Annotated in this window: 4 protein-coding genes and 1 pseudogene; 2 read left to right on the forward strand and 3 right to left on the reverse strand. The window is 41.2% G+C overall.

The genetic code is table 11. The features are described 5' to 3' along the window. Nucleotides 1–258: 258 nt before the first annotated feature. The 3 genes and pseudogenes from HWQ44_RS21500 to HWQ44_RS21510 all read right to left on the reverse strand — a co-directional run. Nucleotides 259–408: pseudogene (locus HWQ44_RS21500) on the reverse strand (transposase); the annotation flags it as partial. A 145-nt stretch (nt 409–553) separates the two neighbouring features. After that, nucleotides 554–1,795: an ISL3 family transposase gene (locus tag HWQ44_RS21505; RefSeq protein WP_292722784.1), complete on the reverse strand. Its 1,242-nt coding sequence runs from the start codon at nt 1,793–1,795 to the stop codon at nt 554–556. Between the two features lie 390 nt (nt 1,796–2,185). Further along, nucleotides 2,186–5,440, reverse strand: coding sequence for a WD40 repeat domain-containing protein (locus HWQ44_RS21510; protein WP_292722775.1), 3,255 nt, complete (start codon nt 5,438–5,440; stop codon nt 2,186–2,188). 428 nt (nt 5,441–5,868) lie between these two features. Here HWQ44_RS21510 and HWQ44_RS21515 point away from each other — a divergent pair, with 428 nt between their 5' ends. Both HWQ44_RS21515 and HWQ44_RS21520 read left to right on the forward strand, forming a co-directional pair. Continuing rightward, a complete protein-coding gene (locus tag HWQ44_RS21515; protein ID WP_292722778.1) occupies nt 5,869–7,752 on the forward strand; it encodes an ArsA family ATPase in 1,884 nt (627 codons plus the stop codon). 45 nt (nt 7,753–7,797) lie between these two features. After that, nucleotides 7,798–8,082 (forward strand): hypothetical protein, encoded by a 285-nt coding sequence (locus tag HWQ44_RS21520; RefSeq protein ID WP_292722781.1) that lies wholly within the window; start codon nt 7,798–7,800, stop codon nt 8,080–8,082. Nucleotides 8,083–8,301: the final 219 nt, after the last annotated feature.

Below are 8,301 nucleotides of genomic sequence, written 5' to 3' on the forward strand. Positions count from 1 at the left end.
CCAGACATGGTAGTTGGTATATTTGATACAGGGATTTTAGCAGGGTTTGAGGGTTCGCCATGCATCCTCTAAGAACGGCGCACTTCAACAGTTATTTCCGTGAAAATGCGATCGCCTGACGATGCTAGAGGTGATTGCTTTACAATTATTGGAGCAGAAAGCCCACCAACAAAAGACTAAAAACTTCTTGGGTTTTTAGTCTTTTGTGTCCTTCATGGGTGGGATTTTTGCGTTGCACCTTTAGGTGCAGTCCTAATTTTATTGTGTTTTTTGATTGGCAATATACTTTTTAATTGTCTCACTTGAAGCATCACCTGCTGTTCCGCAGAAATAATTTCTAGTCCACATTGAAGGTAGTCTCAACAAATGCGGAAATTCTTGCCTTAGCACTCTAGACGTATAACCTTGGTTCTTCAGTACTTGTTATGCCAAATTGTTAGGAATGCATTGTAATAGTTATGTTAAAAATTATAAAAAATGATGCCTGGAACTGTTATTAAAATTGACATCTAAGACATGGCTATTCAGTACTTGTTATGCCAAACTAATAATTTTAATGCCAATTTAATAAACATCTAACTCTGAAATTTTCAAAGTTTCTAAATCCATATCCAGAACGTTTAATAAGTTTAAGTTTGTTATTAATTTCTTCGACTTTACCACTAGTTGTACCATTGTCAAAATAAGCAATGATTTCATCAAACCAACGGATAATAGTATTGTTACTATTTGGGAAATATTTTTTAGCTCTCGATAACCACATACCTAGTTTAAAGACTCCGGTATACCAATCATTAGTCTTATTAAAATTTTTTCTAATCTTTTCCTTTAGTTCATGCATTACTTTCAGAATAGGAGATACATTTTTCACTTGAATAAGTTTATTCAATTGCTGATTATTTAAGTCATCTTCATTTTTGAGTAGGGGGTATTTACTATTCTTTAACCCTTCCAATATTAGTTCATATTCCGCTTTATCATCTGCTAATTTTGCTTTTTTGATTAACTCTTCTACATTTTGTCTTTCTCTTTTTCTTTGGGTGTCTAATTCTTTATTTATCTGTGTCATTACATGAAATCTATCTGCTACTACTTGAGCATTTGGCATTAATTCTGCGACTAGATTTTTATACTCACGCCACAAATCTATACTTACTTCTTCTATTCGCTCTAAAATCTCAACTCCCCATTCTAAAAGGGTTTCTCTGATTATTGTTTGTGTGCGTAGGCGTAGCCCGTCGTAGACATCGCCTAAAATCGCAATGAGTTTAGATGTATCTATATCTACTAGTACTGCACAGTAATTCCCCTTTCCTTTAATCAAAGCTATCTCGTCAATCCCAAGTCTTTTTAAGTTTAAAGGTTTTGAATCTGATAATTCTTCCGATGCGTCTTTTAACATACGTTCTATCTCTTCTGTTGTCACTATTCCTTTTGAGGTGATACTGTGAATGTCGTTTTCTAGAACTTCTTGTATTATTTTGTGTGCAAGCCTTTTTGTATAAGTCCTTTTTTTTCTGACAAAATCTAGGTTTTCGCTGAAGGGTCTTTTACATTTCTCACATTTGAATTGTCGTCTATTAATTTCTAAAAATACTGGTTTTTCTCCAAAGGGTAAGTCTTTAACAATATGTCGATGATTCTGATGCAATTTATGGCTTTTTGTACCACAATTAGGGCAAATACTATGTGATGCTTTTGATTCGGTTTGTAAAATCATTCCAATCCCACCATGAAGGCGATGTGATATGACTTTTACATCCTCTAAACCAAGAAGTTCTGTTAGAATTTTAATATCTTTTTTGTTGACCACGACTGGAAATACACTAAAATATTTATTGTTATATTTATAGCAAACAACAAAAATGTCTTAGATATCAATTTTAATAACAGTTCCAGGCATCATTTTTTATAGTTTTTAACATAACTATTACAATGCATTCCTAACAATTTGGCATAACAAGTACTGAAGAACCGTGTTTGTCAAGCACCAAATCATCGAGGAGCCGTGTGAAATTAACGTTTCATGCATGGTTTTGTAGCCGAGTCAGAGAGGTGACTTTCTGGCTTAGGCATCCAAGTAGAGGCAATTAATGCCAATACAAATAGGGTGACATCAACCTCTTTAGAAGCGGCGCAGGATGCATTCAAAACTTTTATTGCAGTTGTCCAACCGTAGGCCGAGTTATTGGTTGTCTGTGGGTACTGATTGCCAAGCAAGGCGATCTTTCCAGTGCGATGTGAAATTAAGTTGAACTGCTTGCTTAAAGTCCTCTAAAGCTGCTGAAAAAGCTTTCTCTTTTAGCTTGGCTGCACCTTGGTTGTGCAACTGTTTGGGGAATTGTGGATTCCATACATATTTTTGACAAGTTTGGTAGGCAATTTCTACATCACTGCCATTTTCAGGATTTTGAAAGACGGGATGATAATGTAACCTGTTGCAGCAAACTTGCAACCATTCTTGCCACCCACAGTACCACAAGCGGACTGTTCCATCAAGACTACCACTGACAATCAGTTTACCATCAGGGCTAAAAGCTGCGGAATTTACCCAATACTCATGCCCGCGCCAAGGTCTACCAATGGGGTTGCCGTTGCTATCCCATAAGCGCACTGTCGAATCATTGCTGGCACTGACAATCCACTGACCATCAGGGCTAAAGCCGACAGAATTAACTTCTTTTTCATGTCCGCGCCAAGGTTGACCAATGGGATTGCCGTGAATATCCCACAAGCGGATTGTCGAATCATTGCTGGCACTGACAATCCACTGACCATTAGGGCTAAAGCCGACAGAATTAACTTCTTTTTCATGCCCGTGCCAAGGTTGACCAATGGGGTTGCCGTCAATATTCCACAAGCGGATTGTCGAATCATTGCTGGCACTGACAATCCACTGACCATTAGGGCTAAAGCCGACAGAATTAACTTCTTTTTCATGTCCGTGCCAAGGTTGACCGATGGGGTTGCCGTCAATATCCCACAAGCGCACTGTCGAATCATTGCTGGCACTGACAATCCACCTACCATCAGGGCTAAAGGCGACAGAATTAACTTCTTTTTCATGTCCGTGCCAAGGTTGACCGATGGGGTTGCCGTCAATATCCCACAAGCGCACTGTCGAATCATTGCTGGCACTGACAATCCACCTACCATCAGGGCTAAAGGCGACAGAATTAACTTCTTTTTCATGTCCGTGCCAAGGTTGACCGATGGGGTTGCCGTCAATATCCCACAAGCGCACTGTCGAATCATTGCTGGCACTGATAATCCACTGACCATCAGGGCTAAAGGCGACAGAATTGACCCAATTCTCATATTTGCGCTGCGATCGCCCGATGACCCGATCTTGTAATATTTGATGTAGCTCCCACAAACGCACAGTGCGATCGCCACCACTGATAATCAGCTTGCCATCGGGACTAAAGGCTAGCGAATTAACCTGTCCTTCATGTCCCCGCCAAGGTTGAGTGATGGGGTTGCCATTGATATTCCACAAGCGTATTGTCCGATCGCAGCTACCACTAATAATAAACTTGCCATCAGGGCTAAATGCTACAGAATTTACATGTCCTTCATGCCCGTGCCAAGGTTGACCGATGGGATTACCTTGGATGTCCCACAACCGCACTGTAGAATCACTACTACCACTGACAATCAACTTGCGATCGGGGCTAAAAGCGGCGCAAATAATTTTTGCCTCATGTTTGTGCCAAGGTTGGGTAATGCTGTTACCTTGTAAATCCCACAAACACACCGTTCCGTCAAAACCAACACTGATAATACAATCGCCATTTGGGTTAAAGGCGACAGAAATAACTCCTTCCTTGTGTCCGCGCCAAGGTTGAGTAATGGCGTTACCTTGTAAATCCCACAAACACACTGTTCCGTCAAAACCAACACTGACAATGCGTACCCCGGAGGGGTTGGCGCAGCCATCGCTATTTGGACTAAAAGCGACGGAAATAACTCCTTCCTCATGTCCCTGCCACGGTTGAGTAATGAGATTACCTTGTAGATCCCATAAACACAAAATTCCGTCAATACTACCGCTAACAAGAAACTTGCCATCAGGACTAAAGGCTATACAATTAACCTCTTGCTCGTGTCCCAACAAAAATTGAGCGGTGGGATTGCCAATGATATTCCACAAGCACACCGTAGAATCGCTACTGCCACTGGCAATAAACTTGCCATCAGGACTAAAGGCTACACAATTAACCTCTTGCTCGTGTCCGCGCAAGCTATTTGCCTCTGTGGGTGTGTTCATTGCTTCCTTTAAGCTTCCCAAAACAGAAGCTAGAAGCTGGTTTGGGTATTTCTCTAGATTCTCACCCATTGTTTGAATTGCCAGCACCAAACCCTCTAGCGGTTGGACAGGAAGTAAATTCAAAACCCTGGCGGATTGCTCGCGCAGTTTTAATTCAGTCAGTGCAAGGTGTAACTTTTGAATCTCTTGTTCCTGGCGATCGCGCCATCCAACACTAGCATTAATAAATCGATTAGCTTGTCCGTCTAAATAACCAAACGTTTGCTCTTTTAGTTCTTTATAAGTCTTTGTCTTCAGAATCCGGTTTGCAATATTTTCCCTTTCCCACAGCAAATCTAAGGTGTATGCCAGAAGTGGTAAATAATCATTTTGTTGGTGAAAATCATGAATAATTTGCTCAACCAATCCTTGTTCAAAGATAACGCCGTTTTTAGCAGCAGGTTCAGCGATCGCTAACTTTAATTCTGCATCGCTCATTCTAGTGAGTATACGACTATAGCGATCGTGAATCTTTGCAAGTTGGGGATACTCACTAAATTTATCCGAAAAATCAGACCGCATTGTTAAAACAATTTTGACAAAGCTATCCTGCTGCTGGATCAATTGAAAGAGACTAGCAATAAATTTATCGCGTTCCGGTTTTTGAGTTTTCGTAAACAGTTCTTCAAATTGGTCAATAAAAATCAGAATACACTGATAATCTTGTTTGAGGTATGTGACAATTTGAATTAGGGTATTTTCTCTTATTTCTCTAGCAATATCCGCTATTTGCGATTTTTTCCCATAAGTAGAAGCAAGACAGTGATAAAGAGATTTAAAAGGATTTTTATCTGGGTGAAAACTTAAATTAATTAATGATTTTTTATGAAATCCTAAATAAGGAATTAAACCTGCCCGAATCAATGACGATTTGCCAGTGTCTGATGCTCCTAAAAGCAAAAGTACATTATCTTTTTTTAAGCGATCGCCCAGATTAGCAATCCACTTTTCCCGACCAAAAAATTTGTCTTTATCTTTAATTTCAAAAGTTTTTAGTCCTAAGTAGGGAGAGTCTGTTTTCAGTGGACGACAATGAATGTCCTCAAAATTACTGTCAGAAAAAAAGTCGTATTCAGAAATACCTTGGACATTACACCCAATATTTATATCGCCTTCAGAACTGTTAACCATCTTATCTCCTTACCTTTGGACATCTCTGGCTAAATCTTTACCTCAGTTATAGTTCCTCGGCTAATCTTTGTAAGTAACTCAACAAAATTAATTACCGAAGAAAGGCAGTGGTTCGACTCCCTTCTCTACGAGAGGCTGCGCCAACGACTACGCTCAGGGCAAGTCGCTCACCAACCAGGCAGGAGGCAAAAGGAAGAAAATACAATTCTTGCTCTCTACCAATTTGGGCGAATATAATTCGCAGCTACACAGGCGAAGTCCACATCCGTGGACTAATGAAAAAGTAAGAATCTTAACCCGCGCAGGCGGGTTTTGTCTGTATAGCCGCGACTTCTAGTCGCCAAGGCTAGTTTTAAATAGCTTTATTCAGCAAAATTACTTAAGTAACTTTCAAAAATATGTAGTAACTTTATCCTAAAACGCCATAAATGACAAACGGGATGGAACTTTTTGATAACCTACACCTTGCTATGTTTAGCGGCAAAGGTGGAGTCGGAAAAACGACAATCTCCTGCACCTTTGCATGTCGTTGGGCGCAGAAATTCGCCAATGAGCAAATTATTTTAATCTCAACCGATCCGGCTCACTCTCTTGGAGATGTCTTACAAGTTAGCGTTGATGACATTCCTCGTCCCATAGCGGAACTACCCAATCTACTAGTAAGGGCGTTGGATGCAAAGCTTCTGCTACAAGAGTTTAAAGAGCGTTATGGTCAGGTTTTAGAACTGTTAGTGGAGCGAGGTAGTTTTGTTGAAGGCGAAGACTTGTCTCCAGTTTGGGATTTAAATTGGCCTGGACTGGACGAGTTGATGGGCTTGTTAGAGATCCAACGCCTTTTTAAGGAGCAGCGGGTAGATCGAGTAGTAGTTGATATGGCTCCTAGCGGTCATACTCTCAACTTGTTTGGATTGATGGATTTTTTAGACACTTTCCTCCACTCTCTTGAACTGTTTCAAGAAAAGCATCGGATTATTAGCAAGACCTTTGCTGGAAGTTACACACCCGATCGCGCTGACGACTTTTTGCATACCCTGAAAGCTGAACTGTCGCAAGGTCGTCGTCTCCTTCAAGATCCTACCCATACTGCTTGTTTGTTAGTTGCGATCGCCGAACCAATGAGTTGGTTGGAATCAAAAAGATTCCTAGAAGCCTTACAAACCATGCAGATTCCTTGCGGAGGGTTGTTTGTTAACCAAGTCCTTGCCAGTGCGACTGACCCAGATCGTTACCAAGAACAACAACCGCTGATCGGTCAGTATACGGAGCTTGCTAACGAAAAGCCGATTTTTATTGTGCCACAGCAAGATGAGGAGCCTTTAGGGATTTTAGCCCTCAGCCATCTCATCGACCAAATCCATGTTCCTCAGCTTGAACCGCTATCTCTTATCGATCTACTCCCAGTTCAATGGCCGGAAACAATTCCTCCTAGCTTTGGAGATTTTCTCACCAAAGGTCGTCGCCTGTTACTAATAGGCGGTAAGGGTGGAGTAGGCAAAACCACAGTAGCAGCTGCGATTGGTTGGGCTATGGCTCAACAACATCCCGATCGCAAAATTCGCATGGTTTCCATCGATCCAGCCCACTCCTTGGGTGATGCCTTTGGTCTGAGTTTAGGACACGAACCATATCAAATAACTGCTAATCTTCGAGGTCAGGAAGTGGATGGCGATCGCATTCTCGATCAATTCAGAGCCGATTACCTATGGGAACTGGCCCAAATGATGAGTGGTGAAACCCAAACAAGCGAAGCTATTGAAATGGCCTATGCTCCTGCTGCCTGGCGCAAAATTGTCGATCAAGCTTTACCAGGGATTGATGAAATACTTTCCCTGTTAACAGTAATGGAATTGCTAGAGCAACAAGAAGAAGACTTAATTATTTTAGACACTGCTCCTACAGGTCATCTTCTGCGTTTTCTAGAAATGCCAACTGCATTAGCAGACTGGCTAGCTTGGATTTTCAAACTCTGGATCAAGTATCAGAATGTCCTTGGTCGTACAGAGTTTATGGGGCGTTTACGAACTTTGCGACAGCGTGTAGTTAAAGCCCAAAAAGTGCTAAAAGACCCACAACAAGCAGAGTTCATTGGGGTTACACTTAACCAGACTAGCGTACTTGCCGAACAAAAACGCCTGTTCAAATCTCTTCAAGAAATAGGTGTAAGTCAGAATTACGTTGTTCTAAACCGCTTTACTTCTAGAGCAACCATTAATTGCGATTTTCCAGGTTTGACAATGGTTCGCTTACCAATGCTTCCTCGCTCAGTTCAGCCTTTAGAACGCATCCAAGCAGCAGCCGGCTGTTTATTTTAACGGCTAATTAGACTAAATACTTCCATACCCAAAGAGAAATTTATTATGCATCGCACTCCAAACCGCAGACAAATTCAAGCCAAACTTAGCACCATGCCTCCTCAACGTTCTCAAGCAACAGTTTACTTAAATGCTTACAAAATGATGTTAGAGAAAGAGCGTTTAGAGGAGGAACTAGAGAAACTCGAAGCACGCCGACATCAGATTCAGCAGCGTCTTGCCATTTTAAATAGTCAAACAATTGCTGAAGAGAACACGACCCATCAGCAAGCAAATACTGACTTGGAGAACAAGACACCAAAATTTAACACCATAACATTGGAATATTAAGTACTAATATTTCAGCTTGTCTATTCTTCGCTACTTCCTTGCACGGTCATGCCAGACCAAGCTGGAGGGGTTGGGGTGGCTGGGGGAGAAAATTGCGATCGCGTTATTGGATGTCGTGTTTTAAGGGGAAGACGACATTAGGATAAAAGCTTTTATTGTAAAATACTGGAGTTTAGACTAAGCTATGCAAAACGACTCAGCAGGGCTGAGTTAATCAGA

The sequence above is a fragment of the Nostoc sp. JL34 genome, assembly GCF_017114945.1.
GTDB lineage: Bacteria > Cyanobacteriota > Cyanobacteriia > Cyanobacteriales > Nostocaceae > Nostoc.